The sequence below is a fragment of the Janthinobacterium sp. CG_23.4 genome, from assembly GCF_029892305.1.
Classification (GTDB): Bacteria; Pseudomonadota; Gammaproteobacteria; order Burkholderiales; family Burkholderiaceae_D; genus Janthinobacterium; species Janthinobacterium lividum_D.
Genome location: NZ_JARXUX010000001.1, coordinates 4,150,238 through 4,166,620 on the forward strand (window position 1 = coordinate 4,150,238; position 16,383 = coordinate 4,166,620).

Here is a 16,383-nt window from a genome sequence, read left to right on the forward strand (position 1 = left end):
TGGGCAAGCGCAGCGCGCTCGCGTACACGCTGCGCGCCTAAGCTTAACGCCGCGACAGACGCAGCACCTCAGGCGTTGCTTCGACGATGTCGATCACGTCCTGTGTCCCGACGCCATCGCCCAAGATATAACGCCCCATGCCCAGGGGCCGCAGCCGGGTAGCCGGACTGGCGCGGGGGCGGTCATCGGGGCCGGGCGACATGCTGGTCATGCTCGCCTCACCGCCTGCCATGGCCCCGGTTGCACCGCCGAATTCCAGCACCTTGCGTCCCTTGCGGCTGGGAGGAAAGACGAACGTCGCCGAGGGCCGGTACACCTCGATGCCGCCTGCATCCTCCTCGAAGGAATGCGTCCAGCTGCCGCTGGGCGAAGCCATCGTCATGCCGTGCATGATGCCCCCTGTTTAAATAATCGCATCAAAAGCACGATACTACGCCGCCCAGGTTTTCGTAGCCGCTCACGGAGGGCGACCAGGTCGTACCATGCCATGCCTTGTGCAACAGAGCGCCATTCGTGCCTGTGACAAACACGTCGAGCCGATTTGCGCCCCAGGCCGTGGCGCGCGGCCGCGAGGTGCACACGCCGCCCAGGTTTTCAAAACCCGTCAAGGATGGTGTCCAGGCAGAGCCATTCCAAGCCTTGTGGTACAGGGCGCTATCGGTGCCGATGACAAACAGGTCGAGCCGGTTGGCCGCCCACGATACGGCTTCCACCTCGCCCACGCAGATGCCGCCCAGACGCTCGTAGCCGTCGATGGAAGGTCCCCATTTCGCGCCGTCCCACCATTTATGGTACAGCGCGCCATCGGTGCCCGTGACAAACACGTCGAGCCGGTTCGATCCCCACGCCACCGCCTTCGGCGACGAGGTGCAGACGCCCCCCAGGCGCTCATAGCCCGTCAGCGACGGTCCCCAAGACGTGCCGTTCCACCACTTGTGGTACAGCGCATGGTCGGAACCGATGAGGAAAACGTCGAGGCGGTTCGGTCCCCAGGCAACCGCTTCCGGCTGTCCCAGGCAGATGCCGCCCATGGCTTCGTAGCCCGTCAAAGATGGTCCCCAGGCGGCGCCATTCCACCACTTGTGATACAGGCCGCGGTCCGTACCGACGACAAACACGTCGAGGCGGTTCGGCCCCCAGGCGACGACACGCGGGTCGCCCACGCACATGCCGCCCATGGCTTCATAGCCTGTCAGAGACGGTGCCCAGGCAGTGCCATTCCACCACTTGTGGAACAGGCCGCTGTCAGTGCCCGTGACAAACACATCGAGCCGGTTCGGCGCCCACGATACCACCTGCGGCGCACTGGCACAGATGCCGCCCTGCCCTTCGTAATCAGTCAGCGGTGGCACCCAGGCCGTGCCATTCCAGGCCTTGTGGCACAGTGCACGGTCCGTGCCTAGCACGAAGACGTCGAGGCGGTTCGCCCCCCAGGCCACGACAGGGGAGGAACTCTGGCGCGGCAGCGCGCCAGTGCCGCCCGTCCCGCTGCCGATGCTGGCACGCGGACCGTCGAGACAAGCCTGCATGCGCGCCACCTGGCCCGCCGTGAACATCAACATGGCCGTATCGTCGACATAATCCATGTAATTCATGAACATGTCGCCATTTGGTCCATTGCTACAAGAAACATGCGGGAACGAAGGCTGGCCGGTGTTCGGCCCGCCCTGGTTAGGCGTGTCGGCCACATTGTCCGTGCCCGAGCACCCCGTGCCGTCATCACCCCAGATATGGTTCAGGTTCAGCCAGTGTCCAATTTCATGCGTGGCCGTGCGTCCCAGGTGGAACGGTGGCGCTGCCGTCCCGGTCGTGCCGAAAGCCGATTGCAGTATCACCACGCCGTCGGTGGCGGCCGGGCCACCGGGGAACTGCGCGTAGCCCAGCAAGCCGCCACCCAGCTGGCACACCCAGATATTGAGGTAGGTATCGGCCGGCCAGGCATCCATGCCGCCCGCCGCCTGCGATTTGACGCCATCGTCCGCGCCAAACGATGGCAGCGTCGTCTGGCGCCGCTCGATGCCGCTGGTAGCTGCGCCCTGCGGATCGGTCGTGGCCAGCGCAAACTCCACGCGCGCGTCGGACGTCAGCGGCAGGAATGGCGCCGGCGTACCGTTGACATCCGGGTTGACGCGCCGGAAGTCACGATTGAGCACGTCGATCTGGCTGGCGATCTGCGCATCCGAAATATTCTGCGCTGCGGTATGCCACACCACGTGCACGACTACCGGTATCTGCGTCACGCCGGCACGACCGGCAATGCTGCTGTCGCCCGCATAGAGTCCGGCCTGATTTTCAATGTCGGCGCGGACATGCGCATAGGACGGATCTTCGCTCAGCAGGCGCCGGTGCACATCCATGGTGGCGCAGGTACGCACTTGCGGCGTGCCGCCGCCCTCGCCCTGTTCACCTCCCCCACCTCGACCACCTCCCCCGCCTCCCATACCTTCCATGCCACCTGCACCGCCCGCGCCATCGCCGCCGCCCCCCATGCCGCCGCCATCGCTCACGTGCATGCAACTGGCGCCGGCCATGCTCTGTGATGCCTGCTGCATGCCGCCGCCGGGCATGCTGGCGTCGGTGGCCGTGGCGCCAGCATGGACAGCGGCCTGGTCCGCATACGAGACGCCAAGGCGCGGTCCCGGCATGACATCGTCGCCGGCCGCATCAGCGTCGGCCTGAATATCACCTTCGACCGGCATGGCCTGCATGAGAGGCGCGGCGGCGCTGCCGACAGCCATGCCGGGAGTTGGTGAATTTTTCGTTTTAGCGGTACTCATGATGTCCCCCTTCGTCTATTTGCCAGTTCACTATGGCACGGCAGAAGGACGAGCATTTGCGCCAGATCAAGGCTGGCAAGCCACGCCAGAGAAAAAACGAGGACGAAAAAAAAGACAGCCGAAGCTGTCTTTGCGGTTTGCGGGACGTCACCCGCAAACAGGGAATTACTTGGCCGCGGCGGCCTTGACTTCAGCGTCGGCCTTGGCTTTGGCTTCTGCCGTCTTGGTGGCGGCGAGGGCCTTGTCGGCGTTCGCTTCGACTTTTTCCTTGGCGACCTTGACGTCGGCTTTCACGGCAGTCTTGGTGGCTTTCGCATCAGCCTTGGCGTCGGTTTTATCTGCCTTGGCTTCCATTTTCAGTTTATCTTCCGCATCGGCATTGACGACTTTATCGTGGGCCTTGGCCTTGGTTTTATTCGCCTTATGATGGGCGTCGGCTTTCTTTTCGTCGGCTTTCATTTCTGCCTTGGCGACGTTGGCATCAGCCTTGGCGTCGACTTTGGCTTGCGCAGCGGCAGCCTTGTTGACGTCTTTTTGTGCGCCAGCCTGGGCTTTCACGACGGCTTCCGTAGCCGGTGCGGTTTGAGCGAAGGCTGCGGTAGCAAACAGGGTGGCGATCAGGGCGGCGAGTAATTTGTTCATGATGAGACCTTTCAATATGGATTCGAGTTATTTTTACTAAAGGCGGGCAAGATGTGCCAAATTTGCCAGGCATCGGGCTGTTGCTGTCAGCAACCCGATGGCATGACTTCATCCTAAAGAAAAAACTAAAACCAGACTGTACGCTATCGCACTCAATACGAAATAGGTGCAATTCGGCAAATTCCCATGGGGTGCGATGGCATCGTCAGATCCTCATGCGCTGACGGCCAATATCGCATGGCGGGCGGCCACCCATTCCTCGTTAGCCGGTTCCACGCCCACCACGATGCGGCTGGCATCGGTGGAAATACGGCTGGCGTTGCGCGCATTGGCCTGCGCCTCAAGCACGGGGCCGATGAAACCGAGTTCGGCGCAGATGCGTTGGCGCAGTTCAGCGCTGTGTTCGCCGATACCGGCCGTAAACACCAGCATATCGAGCCCACCCAATACGGCCGTCAGGGCGCCGATTTCGCGCACGATGCGACGGATATACAGCGCCAGCGCGGCGCGGATGCGCTCGCCCGTAGCATCCTGCCGGTCCTGCTGCGCCAACAACACCGGCGGATCGGCCGACACGCCCGACACGCCCAGCAAGCCCGACTCGTGGTACAGCACATGCGCCACCTTTTCCAGCGACAGCTTCTCGATTTCCATCAGATAGATCACGGCACCCGGATCGAGCGAACCGCAGCGCGTGCCCATCATCAGGCCGTCGAGCGCGGAAAAGCCCATGGTCGTGGCCACGCTGTGTAAATTATCCATGGCGCACAGGCTGGCGCCGCTGCCCAGATGGGCAACGATGACCTTGCCGCGCGCGACGGGGCCGTAGCGCTGCTCCAGCACCAGCGACTGATATTCGTACGACAGGCCGTGGAAGCCATAGCGGCGCAAGCCCCGCTCCCACGCATCATAAGGCAGGGCCAGCATCTGCTCGACCTGCGGCACCGTGTGGTGGAAAGCGGTGTCGAAGCACGCCACCTGGGCAATATCGGGATGCGATTCGAGCAACACCTCGATCGCCTCCAATGCAAAAGGCTGGTGCAGCGGCGCCAGCGGAACAAAACTTTTCAGGTCCGCCAGCACGCTCAAATCGATGCGCACAGGGGCGAAATACTTGCTGCCGCCATGCACCACGCGGTGCGCCACGGCGCGCAGCGGGCGTCCCGCCAGTTGCGCCACGACTTGCGCGCGGATGGTTTCGAGGGCCGCGTGGTGCGGCTGCTCTGCATCGAGCTGCAAGGCGACTGGGGGCAGGCCAGCGGCGCGGTAAGTGGCATTTTCGCGGCCGATACCTTCGACCTTGCCGCTCCATTGCGCCTGCTGCGGCAGTACACCGCCGGCTTGCTCGAACAGGGCGAACTTGATGCTCGATGAGCCGCAATTGAGCACCAGGATCAGGGGGCCATCGGTCTGTTCTTCTACGTGCAGGACTGGCGCGTTCATGGCGGCGTACTGCGGTAATGATTAGCCAGCATCACGGCGATGGCACACGAGGCGATACGGCTGGCGCGCGAGTCGGCGCGGCTGGTGAGTATCACGGGAACCTTCGCGCCCAGCACGATGCCGGCGCTGTCCGCGTCACCCATGTATTCAAGCTGCTTGGCCAGCATATTGCCGCTTTCCAGGTCGGGCACCAGCAAGATATCGGCGCGGCCCGCCACCTCCGAGACGATGCCCTTGACGGTGGCGGCGGCAATCGACACGGCATTATCGAAGGCCAGCGGACCGTCGAGGATGGCCCCGGTGATCTGGCCACGATCAGCCATCTTGCACAGGGCGGCCGCGTCCAGGGTGGCCGGCATGTCCGCATTGACCGTTTCCACGGCGGCCAGGATGGCCACGCGTGGTCTGGCCACGCCGATCACGTGCGCCAGGTCGATGGCGTTGCGCACGATGTCGGCCTTCATGGCCAGGTTCGGCGCGATATTGATGGCCGCGTCCGTGATGATGAAAGGACGCGGATACGCAGGCGTCTGCATCAGAAAGCAGTGGCTGATGCGGCGCTTGGTGCGCAGGCCGGCGCTGGCAGCGAGCACCGCCGACATCAATTCATCCGTGTGCAGGCTGCCCTTCATCAGCGCCTCCACTTCTCCCTTGCCCGCCAGTTCGGCACCGCGCGCCGCTGCCGCATGGCTATGTTCGACGTCCTCGATGGCGATGCCGGCCAGGCTCAGGCCAGCCTCCAGCGCTACCGCTTCCAGGCGCGCGCGCGGCGCCACCAGCACGGGCGTGATCAGACCGGCCGCATAGGCGTCCAGCGCGCCCGACAAGCTCAATTCGTCGCAAGGGTGGATCACGGCCACCTTGATCGGACCCAGCGTGCGCGCATGCTCGAGCAGGCGCCGCGTGCCGTCGCCGTTATGCAGGCGCACTTCCGGCAAAGTGGCGCGCACTCTTTCGATCTGCTCGGCGGGCGCGATCACCTGCGCTTCGCCGTCGAGCACTACGGCACCATGCTGGTTGACGCAGCGGCAGGCCAGGGTCACGTGGCGGTTGCGCGGATCGAGCGTGGTGACGGTAACGCTGATGGCCAGCGTATCGCCTACGCGCACGGGCTGCAGGAATCGCAGGGTCTGGCCCGTGTAGACCGTGCCGGCGCCGGGCAGGCGCGTGCCCAGCACGGCAGAAATGAGGGCTGCGCCCCACATGCCGTGGGCGATGACGCCCTGATAGCGGCTGGAGGCGGCAAATTCGGCATCCAGATGCTGCGGGTTGTCATCGCCCGACATCACCGCGAACAGGGAGATATCGTCCATGCTCAGGGTGCGCGTGATGCTGGCAGTGTCGCCGATGGCGATCTGGTCGAAGGTGCGGTTACGCACGATATGCAAATCATCGTCTGGGGGAGTAGTCATCTTGGTCTTTTAGGCAGGGGTAGTGTTTTTGGCAGGTTTGCTTGCGGGCCTGGCCTGCGGCAAGGCCTTCGCCTGCGCCTTGGTCGCGCGCTCGAAGCGCGCCAGCATCTGCTGCAGGCTCGCTTCCTCGTCCGGCGTCGGCGCTACGGGCACTTGCAGCACTTGCTGCAGCCAGTCGGCCAGCGCGCCGATGTCGTCCGGGTCAGCGCGCGATAGCAAGACCGGCAAGGCGGCGATGGCGGCATCGAAATCGTGCAGCATCAAACGCGCCTGCTGGCGCACGATGCCGCGGAATTGCTCCATGCTAAATTCCTGCCGGTATTGCGGCTCAATCAGCTTCAAGGCCAGGTTGAAACGGCGCTCGTCGGCGATCATGCGGAAGCGGTAAATGTAGAACAGCGCGCGCACGGCTGCTTCCACCAGCCCCCCGCACTGCATGTCCTCATCCATCTTGCGCGTTTCGCAGCGCACGTATTCGCAATGCTCGGGCGAGATGCCAGGATGGGGGCGCGGCGGCGCGGCGGCGCCCATGGTTTGTCCCGTCAGCGCTTGCACCAGGGGCGAGCCATAGATCATGTCGAAAGTCGTTTCCTGCAGCGTGTCGCGCCAGTTGCTCCAACTGTTCAAGCCAGCGTTCATGGCGCCGGAGAAGGCTTCCTGCATGGCCAGCAGCGGGTTATCCGGTGCCACGGGGTGGCGATGGGAACGCACTTTTTCCGCCTCTCTGGCCACCAGCTTGGCCAGCGGATTGTGGTCCGTCCAGCGCTCGTACGAGACGCGCAGCGGGTGCGTGAGCTGCAGCAAGCGTGCCGACTGCGGCGTAACCATGGCACGCACCCACGGTTGCGCGAAGCTGCGGTACAAAGCCAGATTCACCTCGGATACGCGCGCAGCGGCGGCGAACTTGCGGTCGTTTTCCACATCCGGCTGGACGATGGCGCGCACATCCTCGATGCCGCGATGCTCGACCTGCAGCACATAGTCGCCGCTGGCCAGGTCGGCGTTCGGCGTCTCGGGCGTCTTGTCGACGATCCTGGCTTCGTAAATGCCGGCCGGCAGCAGGTTGATCAAATCGATATTACTGGCGAATTTCTGGTGCTCCTTGTGCCCCACCTTGGCCGATACGAAAATACCCAGGTGACCGATACTGTCATGCACCGCATAGACGATGGTCTGGTCGTGCATCAGCACATCGTTATCGTCGCGGTACAGGTCCGTGATCCAGCCCAGCGCCTGCGGCGGCGGCGTAATGTTGTCGCCGTTCGAGCAAAACACGACGATGGGCGAACGGATATTGCGCAAGTCCAGGCGCACGCCGTCGGAAGTGATCAGTTCCGCCGTGGCCAGGCGGTTGCCGATGAACAGATTGTCGACGATGTACTGCATCTCGACGTCATTGAGGAACACGTGGCCGCCCCAGTATTTTTCAAATTCCAGGTAACGCGGCGCTTCCGTATCGATATTTGCGTACAAGTTGTACTGCTTGCTCCACAGCGTGTTGGCCGGATTGAGCTTCTCGAAATTTTGCACCAGGCTGGCGCCGTCGAAGCGCCCATTGCCCAGGTCGCCCGCCAGCGCCGTAGCCCAGCTACCGCCCATCAGTCCGCCCGCGTAGCGCATCGGATTGCGTCCGTGCCAGCCGGCCCAGTACGACACGGGCGCGCCGGCCACGATAATGGGACCGAATAGTTCCGGACGCATGGCCGCCGTCATGAGGATTTGCCAGCCTGCCTGGCAATTGCCGATGACGACGGGCTTGCCCTCGCTGAGCGGATGCAGGGCGATGACTTGCTCCAGGAAGGCAGCCTCGGCGTGCATCACGTCTTCCACCGTCTGTCCCGGCACGGGATCGGGCAGGAAACCGATGAAGTAGCACGGATGGCCGGCGCGCAAGGCCACGCCGATTTCACTCTCGGCCTTGAAGCCGCCAATGCCGGGACCATGGCCAGCGCGCGGGTCGACGACTACAAAAGGACGCTTGCCCGGATCGGGCGGCGGCGCATCTGGCGTCAATATGCGCGCCAGGCCGTAATTGACGGGGCGCGCCAGGTCCAGCCCGGACAGCACCAGTTCGGCGGGGAAGTCCAGTACGTTCGGCACTTCCTCGGCCAGATGCTCCTGGTACTGATTGCCGCGCCGGCGCATCACGTCCGCGTACAGCACGATGCGCTGCCAAGAGTCGCGCGCATAGTCGCCCAGCATGCCCATGGATGGCAAGCCGCCGGTGGAGAAAAATGGAGCAGATTCGATCTTCATGGCTATCCTTTTCATGCAAACAGGCGACGGAACATTCCGGCGCAGGGCCTACGCCATTTGGCTGATGGTCTTGCGAAAGCGCGCCAGCGCAAAGGTAAACAAGGCCGTGCCGATTGCCAGCAGGGCCAGGAACGGCTTCCACACCACGTCGATGCCCGCACCACGGTACAGAATCGCCTGGCTTAACTCGACGAAATGCGTGGTCGGTGCAATCAGCATGATGTTCTGTACCAGCTCGGGCATGCTTTCGCGCGGCGTGCTGCCGCCCGAGAGCATCTGCAGCGGCAGCAGCACGAGGATCAGCAGCATGCCGAACTGCGGCATGCTGCGCGCCACGGTGGCCAGGAAAATACCCATCGAGGTGGTGGCGAACAGGTGCAGGGCAGCGCCGCACAGGAACAGTGCGATGGAGCCTTCGATGGGCACGTGCAGCATGCCACGCACCACCAGGTTCAGCGACAGGGCGGCGGCCAGCAGCACCACCAGGCCCATCGACCAGACTTTGCCCAGCATGATCTCGGCCGGTGTCACGGGCATCACCAGCAGATGCTCGATGGTGCCGTGTTCACGCTCGCGTATCAGGGCCGCGCCCGTGAGGATGATCGACAGCATCGTCACCTGGTTGATGAGTTCCATCAGCGAGCCAAACCAGGCCTGGCTCAGCGAAGGATTGAAGCGCGCGCGCATCACCAGCTCCACCGGCGAGATCGTCGCGCCACGATAGCGTTTGACGAATTCTGCCACTTCGCCGGCGACGATCTGCTGAATGTAGCCGCTGCCGCTGAAAGCCTGGCTCATGCGCGTGGCGTCCACGTTCATCTGCAGTTCCGCATGGCGCCCGCCCAGCACGTCGGACTGCAGCTTGGGCGGGATCGTCAGCACGAAGGTGTACTGGCCCGCATCGAGGCCTGCATCGATCTGACTCTGGCTGATCATGGCCGGCGGCGTGAACTGCGGCGGGAAGAACGCAGAGGCGATGCGCGCGGACAGGGGCGAGCCATCCTCGTCGACGATGGCGATCGAGGCCATGTGCAGGGTTTCCGGCTTGGCCGTGGCAGCCACGTAAATGGCTAAGGTGAAGGTATAAAGAATCAGGATCAGCATCATCGGATCGCGAATCAGGCTCCAGATTTCCTTCACGCCCAGGCGGTAGATATTTTCAAGGTGACGCATACGCTTATGACTCCTGTTTCTTCAGCAGCGCCACCGTCACGCCGAGGATCACGGGAATGGCGACGATCAAAGGCCAGAACGAGGCCTGCAAGTCGCCCAATCCCAGTGCCTTGTTAAATACGCCGCGGCTGATATTGAGCATGTGCGTGGCCGGGTACATCAGGCCAATCGCCTTGCCCACGCCTTCCATCGACGAGACGGGATTGAGCAAGCCGGAAAACTGGATGGCCGGGATCATGGTGCCGATCATGGTCACGAACAGGGCCGCGATCTGGCTGCGGGTAAATGTCGAGGCGAACAAGCCGATACCGGTGGCGCAGATGTTGAAGATGAAGGTGGCGCCGATCAGGGTCGGCAAGCTGCCCTTGATCGGCACGCCAAAGGCGGTGACCGCCAGCAGCGCCATGAGCACGAAGTTGAGCATGGCCAGCAGCACGTACGGCACCTGCTTGCCGAGCAAAAATTCCAGGCGTGTGACAGGCGTCACGTACAGATTGATGATGGAACCGAGTTCCTTTTCGCGCACCACAGAAAGCGCTGCCAGCATGGCCGGCAGCATCAGCAGCAACAAGGGAATCACGGCCGGCACCATGGCTGGCAAGCTTTTCACGTCAGGGTTGTAGCGATAGCGCGTCTGGATGGCGACGGGGTTAGCCATCTTGATGCCATAGCGGTGCAGGGCCTGGTCGGCCAGCCACAACTGATGCATGCCCTGCACGTATCCCTGTACGGTTTCGGCGCGCATCGGCATGGCGCCGTCGATCCACGCCCCCACTTGCGCTGGTGCGCCGCGCTGCACGTCGCGCGCAAAGCCGGGCGGAATCTCGATGGCCAGCGACAACTCGCCGCTGCGCATGCGCTTGTCGATATCGGCATAGTCGCGTAGCGGCGCTCGCTCGACGAAGTAGCGCGAGCCCGCCAGATTGTTCGTGTAATTCTGGCTCAGGCTAGTCTGGTCATGGTCGAGCACTGCGTAACTGAGGTCTTCGACGTCCAGGCTGATGCCAAAACCAATGACGAACAACAGCAGCACGGAGCCACCCAGCGCCAGCGTCAGGCGCACGGGGTCGCGGCGCAATTCCAGCGTTTCGCGCCACATGTAGCTGAGCATGCGCCCCAGGCTGAAGCGACTGCGCCGCTGCTGCTGCGGTAGTGGCGCCTGCGCTGGTGCTGCCTGCACGGGTGCCGCCGCTTCCTGCGTTTCCTCCACGGTCGCCGCTGCCGTGCCGCCACCGGCTTCTTCCAGGTAGGCGATGAAGGCCGCTTCCAGCGATACTGCGCCCTTCTTGCGTACCAGTTCGGCCGGCGCATCGCTGACCAGCACTTTACCCGCATGCATCAACGAAATGCGGTCGCAGCGCTCGGCCTCGTTCATGAAATGGGTCGAGATGAAGATGGTCACGCGGTCACGCCGCGCCAGCTCGATCATCAGGCGCCAGAAGTTGTCGCGCGCGATCGGATCGACGCCGGACGTCGGCTCGTCGAGGATCAACATCTCCGGCTTATGCACCATGGCGACGGCCAGCGACAAACGCTGGCGTATGCCCAGTGGCAGGCTATCGGGCAAGTCGTCCATTACGGCGTGCAAGTCGAAGCGCTGCGCCATTTCATCGATGCGGGCAGCGATTTGCGCTTCCGGCACGTGGAACAGGCGCGCATGGAGCACCAAATTCTGGCGCACCGTCAGTTCGCTATACAGGGAAAATGCCTGCGACATATAGCCAACCCTGCGGCGCGTGTCGATATCGTTGGAATCGACTTCCTTGCCGAATAGCCAGGCCTTGCCCTCGGTGGCCGGCAGCAGGCCAGTGAGCATCTTCATGGTGGTCGACTTGCCGCAGCCGTTTGAACCGAGAAAGCCGAAAATCTCACCGCGACCGATGCGGAAATTCACATGGTCGACGGCAGTGAAATCGCCGAAGCGCATGGTCAGGTCTTGCGCCTCGATGGCTACATCCTGCGCGCTGGCGGCATCGAGCGGCGTGATGACCACGGGCTGGTGCCCGGCGCGCTTGGCTTCCGGCAGCAGCTTGATGAAAGCCGCTTCCAGGGTATCGCTTTGCGTGCGCTCCAGCAGTTCGGCCGGCGTACCGGTACCGCGCACCTTGCCGTCATCCATGGCCACTAACCAGTCGAAGCGCTGCGCCTCGTCCATGTAGGCGGTGGCCACCATCACGCTCATCTGCGGGCGCTGCACGCGGATACTGGCGATGAGGTCCCAGAACTGGGCCCGCGCCAGCGGATCGACGCCGGTGGTCGGCTCGTCGAGAATGAGCAGGTCGGGATCGTGGATCAGCGCGCAGCACAGGCCCAGTTTCTGCTTCATGCCGCCCGACAGCTTGCCCGCCGGGCGCGCCAGGAAGGTATGCAAGCCCGTGCTGCGAGTGAGCTGGTCGATGCGGCGGCGGCGCTCGGCGGCATCATGGCCGAACAGGCGCGCAAAAAACTGCAGGTTTTCCTCGACCGACAGGGTTGGATACAGGTTTTTTCCCAAGCCTTGCGGCATGTAGGCGATGCGCGGACAGACATCGTCGCGATGGCGCGCATCGCGCATGTCGCCGCCCAGCGCCATGACGCTGCCTTGCTGCACGACGCGCGCACCGGCCACCAGCGACAGCAGGCTCGATTTGCCCACGCCATCGGGCCCGATCAAGCCCACCATGCGGCCGGCCGGCACGTCGAGGTCAATGCCGTCGAGCGCCACCGTCTTGCCGTAATGCTGGCTGACGCCCTGGATGCTGACGACAAACGGGTTCACGTCCATGCTCACTGCGCTACCTTGGCAGTCAGTTCAGCCGGCCATGGCTGCTTTGCATCGAGACGCACCCACGCCACGCCGGGCAAGCCCACTTTCACCAGCGCCAGGTGCTTTTGCAGCAGCTCGCGGCTGATCTGCGCCTTGACGCGGAACATCAACTTCTGGCGCTCGCTGGCCGTCTCTACCGTCTTCGGCGTGAACTGCGCACTGGCAGCGACAAAGGAAATCTTCGCCGGAATCACATAATTGGGCGCGGCGTCGAGGATGATGCGCACTTCGCTGCCCATCGCCACCTTGCCGGCCGCCGTTTCGGGCAGGAAGAAGGTCATGTAGACATCCGACAGGTCGACCAGGTTGAGCACCTTGCCGCCACCGGCCAGCACTTCGCCCTGCTGCGCCACCAGGTACTGCACGCGACCATCGCGCGGCGCCGCCAGTTGGCCATCGGCCAGGTCGGCGGCTATGCGCGCAGTAGTTGCTTCGGCGGCCGTCACGGCGGAACGCGAACCGACCACTTGCGCCTTGGCCGCGTCGATGGCCGCCTGCGCCGCCGTGACCTGCGCCTTGGCCGCATTCAGGGCGGCAGCCACGCTGCGCACGCGAGCGCGGTCATCGTCGAGTTCCTGCACCGAGGAAGCGCCTTCTTTCGACAGAGTTTCGGAACGCGCCAGACGGCGCCTGGCCGCATCGAGTTCGCTTTCACGCTGCGCCACCAGGGCCTGCGTGGCCGCCTTGTCGCTCATGCGCACGGCCACCTGTGCCTGCGCCCCGACCACCGCGTCGGACGCCTGCTGCTGGCGCGCGCGCGCCTCGTCGCGCTGCGCCGTCAGCGAGTCCACCTGCATGCTCGCCAGCGGCTGGCCAGCCTTGACAAAGTCACCCTCGCGCACGAGGATATCCTTGACGCGGCCAGCGAGCTTGGTGGCGACATCGATCTCGGTCGCTTCGATGCGGCCATTACCACTGACGAAACCTTCACCGGGGCCGGTGGGGCGCATTTTTTGCCAGGCCACAAAGCCCAGCACGAGCATTGCCGCGACGAGCGCAGCAGGAATAAGTTTTTTCTTCAGTTGTGGAGTCATGGTGTCGGCAATCGCAATCAATCGGGGAACGTCAATAGGTGAACGTGGCGGCAGCGGGTGCGCCGCCACCCAGGGCGGCGTACAGGCTGACCTGGCTGGCGAGCAGCGCGCGGCGCGTCTGCACCAGTTGCTGCTCGACCGTCAGCAAATCGCGCTGCGCATCGAGTACTTCCAGGTAGGGCGCGGCGCCATTGTCGTAGCGCAGCTTGGCCAGGCGCGCCCGCTCGCTCTGCGCGGCCAAAGTGGTCTTGCCGATGTCGACCTGCAGCGCCAGCCAGCGCCGGTTCGACAACGCGTCGGCCACTTCGCGAAACGCGCCCTGCACGCTCTTTTCATAATTGGCCACGGCCACATCGCGGCGCACCTCGGCCAGATCCATATTGGCGCGGATGCGGCCGGCGTCAAAGATCGGCAGCACCAGGCGCGGCGCGAAATTCCACGCGCCACTGCCCGAGTCGAACAGGCCACTTAATTGCGCGCTGGCAGTGCCGTAGCCAGCCGTCAGCGAAATACTCGGGAAGAAGGCAGCGCGCGCCGCGCCAATATTGGCTTGCGCTGCGCGCAGCTGATGCTCGGCCGCCACCAGGTCGGGGCGCTGCGCCAGCAAGGCCGACGGCAAGCCCGCATGCAGCGGCTGCAGCACGCTGGCATCGTCGAAGCGGGGCACCTCACCAGCCACCGGCGTCAGGTCGAGCACGCCACCGACCAATTGGGCCAGCGCATGCGCCTGCACGGCGCGCGCCTGCTCCAACTGCGCCGATAGCGACAAGGCCTGGCTAAGCAGGGTTTCCACCTGCGTCAGGTCCAGCTTGGAAATCGAACCGACCTCGAAGCGGCGCGTAAAGATGCGCAGCGACTCGGCGCGGCTATCGACCGTGGCGCGCGCCAGCGCCACCCGTTCATCGAGTTCGCGCAAGCCCAGGTAGCCATTGGCCACCTGGGCCACCAGGGCAACACCGACGGCGCGGCGCGCCTCGTCGCTGGCCAGCAGGGTTTGCAGCGCGCTATCGTTCAGACTGCGCACGCGGCCCCAGAAATCGAGCTCCCATGCACTCACGTTCAAACCCGTTTGGTACTGCGTGCTCGTCATGGGGCGCCGCGTCAGGCTAAGATCAGCAGGCACGTGCGCGCGACTGCCGGAGGCTCCCAGCGCAATGGTGGGGAATTGCTCGGCGCGTTGCATGCCGTATGCGGCGCGCGCCTCTTTCACCCGCAGGGCGGCGATGCGAATATCGCGGTTGCTGGCCAAGGCCTGCGCAATGAGCGCCTGCAAGCGCGCATCGGTAAAGTAGGCTTGCCAGCCAATATCGGCAGCATGCGCGCCGGCAGGATCGGCTTCCGGATACTGCGCCGCCACCGGTAGCGGCGGTGGCGCATACGGCGGCGCCATCGAGGCGCAACCGGCCAGGGCCAGCGTGGTGGCCAGAGCGGTGGCCAGCGCAGCGCCCCTGGCGCACGCTGGTAAAGCGGGAACAGGCATGATCATCTTCTTCCAGTCAATTCAGAATGTTGTAGCCACCGTCGACATACAAGGTGCCGCCCGTGATGGCGCGCGCGCCGTCGCCGGCGAGGAAGGCGCACAGCGCGCCCACGTCTTCGATGGTGGCCAAGCGCCGCATGGGCGAGCGTGCGATGGCGTCAGCCATCAAGCGGTCGAAATGGGCAATGCCGGAAGCGGCCCGCGTCTCCAGGGGCCCGGGCGAGATGGCATTGACGCGGATGCCTTGCGGGCCAAGCTCTGCTGCCAGGTAGCGCACCGATGCTTCCAGTGCGGCCTTCACGGGCCCCATCAGGCCATAGTCGGCGATGACTTCCTCGGCCCCCAGATACGTCATGGTCATCAGGCTGCCGCCGTCCGGCATCAGGGGTTCGGCCAGCTTCGCCATGCGCATGAAGGAGTGGCACGAAACATCCATCGCTTGCGCGAAACCATCGGCGGAACTGTCCGTGACGCGGCCATGCAAGTCCTGTCTGGGCGCGTAGGCAATGGAATGCACAACGAAATCGAGCCGCCCCCACTGCTGCTCGATCTGCGCAAACAACGTTTCAAGCTGGCCTGCCACGGCCACATCGAGGGGCGCCATGATGGCCGCCTGTAATTGCAGCGCCAATGGCTCCACATGCGGGCGGGCCTTGTCATTGAGCCAGGTCACGGCCAATTCGGCGCCGGCCGCGCGCAGCGCGCTGGCGCAGCCCCAGGCGATGCTTTGCGCGTTGGCGATACCCACCACCAGCCCGCGCTTTCCCTGCAATGTCAGGAACGGCGGCATGGACGTCGTCATGCTTTATTCGGCCGCAGGACAGGCCAGGGCGTGGCCGCGTCCAGGCATTGCAGCGCAGCGGTGAGCGCGCATGGCAAGGCGATGCAAGTGGGGGGAGGTAAGCTACTGCACGCGTCAGGCGCGGGGATCTGCATCTTCATGTATCGGGCTTCCGTCACTGAAATTCGAGGCCGGCACCAGCGCATTCTCGGGGAACTGGTACGGGGCAAAATTACTCTACAGCATTTAGACGCGTGCCTCATAATGAGTCCAATCCGCATTCGATGACGCTTTGAGTTAGGTCAACTATAAGCGCGATTGCGGCAATGCAACATTGATATAGATCAAATTCTACCCCAATATTATTTAAATGAATTATTTTTTATGCAATCGCGCGGACGTGCCTATCAGACAACTCTGCCGGGCTGAGGGAAAGAAAAGAACGTTTTCCAGCTTGCATGAAAAACAAACAGCGCTGGGCGATGGCGGACGGCAGACGGCGCGGTAGAGACAAAATGGGGGCCATGCTATTGCATTGCAACATGCCCCACCATCCCTTGCACAATTGAGCTGACCGGC

11 protein-coding genes are annotated in these 16,383 nt (G+C 63.8%); all 11 read right to left on the reverse strand.

Features of this window, described 5'->3' with window-relative positions; genetic code table 11:
- Positions 1–43 precede the first annotated feature (43 nt).
- On the reverse strand, positions 44–391 hold the full coding sequence (locus tag H4V96_RS18650; protein WP_196854978.1) for a hypothetical protein: 348 nt from the start codon (positions 389–391) through the stop codon (positions 44–46).
- 25 nt (positions 392–416) lie between these two features.
- Positions 417–2,777, reverse strand: a complete 2,361-nt coding sequence (locus tag H4V96_RS18655) for a M43 family zinc metalloprotease (RefSeq protein WP_280721104.1) — start codon at positions 2,775–2,777, stop codon at positions 417–419.
- 165 nt (positions 2,778–2,942) lie between these two features.
- Entirely contained in the window at positions 2,943–3,419 is a 477-nt protein-coding gene (locus tag H4V96_RS18660) for a hypothetical protein (RefSeq protein ID WP_196854977.1), read from the reverse strand.
- Positions 3,420–3,632: 213 nt separating this feature from the next.
- On the reverse strand, positions 3,633–4,862 hold the full coding sequence (locus tag H4V96_RS18665) for an acetate/propionate family kinase (protein WP_196854976.1): 1,230 nt from the start codon (positions 4,860–4,862) through the stop codon (positions 3,633–3,635).
- Positions 4,859–6,274 carry a bifunctional enoyl-CoA hydratase/phosphate acetyltransferase gene (locus H4V96_RS18670; RefSeq protein WP_010401419.1) on the reverse strand — a complete coding sequence of 472 codons (1,416 nt, stop codon included), beginning with the start codon at positions 6,272–6,274 and terminating at the stop codon, positions 4,859–4,861. The genes H4V96_RS18665 and H4V96_RS18670 overlap by 4 nt, the downstream gene beginning before the upstream one ends.
- 9 nt (positions 6,275–6,283) lie before the next feature.
- Positions 6,284–8,482: a DUF3141 domain-containing protein gene (locus H4V96_RS18675; protein WP_280721199.1), complete on the reverse strand. Its 2,199-nt coding sequence runs from the start codon at positions 8,480–8,482 to the stop codon at positions 6,284–6,286.
- Between the two features lie 96 nt (positions 8,483–8,578).
- A complete protein-coding gene (locus tag H4V96_RS18680; RefSeq protein WP_010401423.1) occupies positions 8,579–9,703 on the reverse strand; it encodes an ABC transporter permease in 1,125 nt (374 codons plus the stop codon).
- A gap of 4 nt (positions 9,704–9,707) precedes the next feature.
- Entirely contained in the window at positions 9,708–12,467 is a 2,760-nt protein-coding gene (rbbA, locus tag H4V96_RS18685; protein WP_280721200.1) for a ribosome-associated ATPase/putative transporter RbbA, read from the reverse strand.
- A 2-nt stretch (positions 12,468–12,469) separates the two neighbouring features.
- Positions 12,470–13,543, reverse strand: a complete 1,074-nt coding sequence (locus H4V96_RS18690) for an HlyD family efflux transporter periplasmic adaptor subunit (RefSeq protein ID WP_196854972.1) — start codon at positions 13,541–13,543, stop codon at positions 12,470–12,472.
- A gap of 31 nt (positions 13,544–13,574) precedes the next feature.
- Positions 13,575–15,029, reverse strand: coding sequence for an efflux transporter outer membrane subunit (locus H4V96_RS18695; RefSeq protein WP_196854971.1), 1,455 nt, complete (start codon positions 15,027–15,029; stop codon positions 13,575–13,577).
- 10 nt (positions 15,030–15,039) lie between these two features.
- Positions 15,040–15,825 (reverse strand): enoyl-ACP reductase FabI, encoded by a 786-nt coding sequence (fabI, locus tag H4V96_RS18700; RefSeq protein ID WP_196854970.1) that lies wholly within the window; start codon positions 15,823–15,825, stop codon positions 15,040–15,042.
- Positions 15,826–16,383: the final 558 nt, after the last annotated feature.

What these genes read in the sequence shown, in the direction of transcription:
- H4V96_RS18650 (WP_196854978.1), bottom strand. Translation starts at nt 391, where the DNA reads ATGCACGGCATGACGATGGCTTCGCCCAGCGGCAGCTGGACGCATTCC.
- H4V96_RS18655 (WP_280721104.1), bottom strand. Translation starts at nt 2,777, where the DNA reads ATGAGTACCGCTAAAACGAAAAATTCACCAACTCCCGGCATGGCTGTC.
- H4V96_RS18660 (WP_196854977.1), bottom strand. Translation starts at nt 3,419, where the DNA reads ATGAACAAATTACTCGCCGCCCTGATCGCCACCCTGTTTGCTACCGCA.
- H4V96_RS18665 (WP_196854976.1), bottom strand. Translation starts at nt 4,862, where the DNA reads ATGAACGCGCCAGTCCTGCACGTAGAAGAACAGACCGATGGCCCCCTG.
- H4V96_RS18670 (WP_010401419.1), bottom strand. Translation starts at nt 6,274, where the DNA reads ATGACTACTCCCCCAGACGATGATTTGCATATCGTGCGTAACCGCACC.
- H4V96_RS18675 (WP_280721199.1), bottom strand. Translation starts at nt 8,482, where the DNA reads ATGGGCATGCTGGGCGACTATGCGCGCGACTCTTGGCAGCGCATCGTG.
- H4V96_RS18680 (WP_010401423.1), bottom strand. Translation starts at nt 9,703, where the DNA reads ATGCGTCACCTTGAAAATATCTACCGCCTGGGCGTGAAGGAAATCTGG.
- rbbA (WP_280721200.1), bottom strand. Translation starts at nt 12,467, where the DNA reads ATGGACGTGAACCCGTTTGTCGTCAGCATCCAGGGCGTCAGCCAGCAT.
- H4V96_RS18690 (WP_196854972.1), bottom strand. Translation starts at nt 13,543, where the DNA reads ATGACTCCACAACTGAAGAAAAAACTTATTCCTGCTGCGCTCGTCGCG.
- H4V96_RS18695 (WP_196854971.1), bottom strand. Translation starts at nt 15,029, where the DNA reads ATGATCATGCCTGTTCCCGCTTTACCAGCGTGCGCCAGGGGCGCTGCG.
- fabI (WP_196854970.1), bottom strand. Translation starts at nt 15,825, where the DNA reads ATGACGACGTCCATGCCGCCGTTCCTGACATTGCAGGGAAAGCGCGGG.